The organism is Pseudoalteromonas sp. 5Ae-yellow, from assembly GCF_014077565.1.
Taxonomy (GTDB): Bacteria; Pseudomonadota; Gammaproteobacteria; order Enterobacterales; family Alteromonadaceae; genus Pseudoalteromonas.
In genome coordinates this window covers 1-255 of the sequence record NZ_JACGWD010000206.1, presented here as the reverse complement: position 1 = coordinate 255, position 255 = coordinate 1, and the positions used below count along the sequence as shown (strand labels likewise).

The window sequence follows — 255 nt, the reverse complement described above, 5'->3', positions numbered from 1 at the left end:
AAAGAACCAGTCTGGCCTGCCAGCACTCAGGAAGCGAAGGGTCTTGTTTTCTGGCATGCGCAGATACACTCATTTCTACTTTGAAGTCATGCTCAGAGTAAGATTCAATGACGGTGTATTGCGTGTTACTTTTAATCGGGACCATCCAGTGCGACTGTGGGTGTTGCTTACGCCAATTAATCAGTACCTCAGCGCTGAGATAACATCGGTCAAAAATAGTTAGACTGTTATCACTTACATGACTAAATAACTGCT

Annotated in this window: 1 pseudogene; it reads right to left on the bottom strand. The window is 43.9% G+C overall.

The features are described 5' to 3' along the window. Positions 1-255: pseudogene (locus H4J63_RS19985) on the bottom strand (IS4 family transposase); the annotation flags it as partial.